Consider the following 1,690-nt stretch of genomic DNA (forward strand, 5'->3'; position numbering starts at 1 on the left):
GACCCGGATCCGCGGGTAGCGGAGGCGTGAGCCAAATATCGCTGATAGCCGATGTGTTGTTGTGGTGTTGGGCGGGTGGGGCATGCCGGTGGCCCGGGTGGCGCCGGGTTCGCTGGTCTCCGTGGGTGGCTTGGGCCGGTGTGGCCGGGTGGGTCAGGTCCAGATCGGCAGCCGGCGTAGCCGGGACAGCACGTCGGTCAGCATTTGCTGGCCTGGGGGTAGCCGCAGGGTGACCTGCCCGGCGTGGCGGACCAGCCGGGCCGGGACCAACAGCAGCCGGTGACGCAGGGTGCCGAGGTGGGCCCGGCCGCGGCCGTCACCGGTGTCGAGGCCGGCCAGTTCCTGCAGCCAGGCGGACAGGTTGACGGCCAGCAGCGCACCCCACATCCACACGGTGTTCGCCGCGCGGGTGGCGGAGGGCAGGTGCCGCAACGCGGCGCCGTGCTTGGCGTCGCGGATCCTGTCCTCGATATCGGTGCGCATCCGGTGCCAGGCCTCGACCGCGACCGCTTTGGCCGGGGTGGACACGTCGAGGTTGGTGGCGATGAACGAGTACGCGTACACGTGCCGGACCAAGCCGTCCAACGCCAAGGCGAGTTGGTCTTTGGGGATGGTGCGCCGGCGGCGGGCCCGTGGGTCGATCGAGATCTGCTCGGCGCGGACCTTGACCCGGCGGACCACGCACGCGGTGCCGGGCGGCCAGCCCGCCGGGGCGTAGCCACAGACGGCGACCTGGGCGCCGTTCATCCGCTTCGCTTTCCGCCATGCCTGCTCGGGGATGGCCGCGGCGGCCCGCCAGACCGCGGGGTTGCGGGTCACGCCGAGGGAGAAGTCGCAGCCGGCCTCGACCGCGGCCTGCGCAATGTCCTTGGCGAAGTAGCCGACATCGCCGCGGACCTTCGGCCGGGCGGTGACCCCGGCCGCGACCAGGGTGGCCACGCTGCGTTCGATCAGCGACCCGGCGCCCGGGCGGGGGTCCTCGTCCCCGGCGAGGAGGTCCGCCGCGGTGACCAGGCCGGCCTCCGCCCAGGTAGCCACGTGCGGCCGCCCAGCCCGCGCCCCTTTGTAGCTGTAGGCGATCCCTTCCTTACCCGCCCCGTACACCTCGACGTCGGTGCCGTCCAGATCGATCGTGGCCCCGCCACAACGCAGCACCGCCTGCCGCGCGGCCGGCAGCAACCCCACCACCCGGCAGACGATCTCCCCTATGCCTTCCTCGACACCGGCCAACTGCACCGGGCCGAACCGTGCGGCCAGATCCACCGCGGTGGTCGACGCCGGCGTGGGCACCGCCGACAACGCCTCCCCAGCCGGATCAGCCCGGCGACGGTCCAACCCGGCCCAAAACTGTGCCCCAAACATCTGCGCCTGCGCCACCGCGATCAGGAACTCACCCGCGGACAGGCCCCGATCCCGCTGCTTGATCGAACCGACCGCGTCATCCAACGCGGCACTCACCCCCAACCGTCCGACCAGTTCCGCCACAGCCACCACACCCGAGGCCGAAGTCAACGACACGTCCGGAGCGCCTACGCGCACCCGACCAGCCAAACCAGGTATCTTCTTCACCGAACGGGTGTCCTTCCCGCAGCGACAGATTGGTCCTTCGACAAGCCCAATCATCCCTGCTGGCAAGGCATCCGTTCATCTATGCCACACGGTGTTATATTCCTATCCGCGGATCCGGGTC

The 1,690-nt window shown here is 70.8% G+C and carries 1 protein-coding gene; it reads right to left on the minus strand.

Annotation, left to right across the window (positions count from 1 at the left end; all coding sequences use genetic code 11):
* Nucleotides 1-153: 153 nt before the first annotated feature.
* Nucleotides 154-1,623, minus strand: coding sequence for an IS1380 family transposase (locus AB0M46_RS51315; protein ID WP_363349070.1), 1,470 nt, complete (start codon nucleotides 1,621-1,623; stop codon nucleotides 154-156).
* Between the last annotated feature and the right edge of the window lie 67 nt (nucleotides 1,624-1,690).

This window comes from Dactylosporangium sp. NPDC051485, assembly GCF_040682015.1.
GTDB lineage: Bacteria > Actinomycetota > Actinomycetes > Mycobacteriales > Micromonosporaceae > Dactylosporangium.

Bases quoted from the DNA above. Each gene is read 5' to 3' on its own strand.
- AB0M46_RS51315 (WP_363349070.1), bottom strand. From the start codon at position 1,623: ATGATTGGGCTTGTCGAAGGACCAATCTGTCGCTGCGGGAAGGACACC.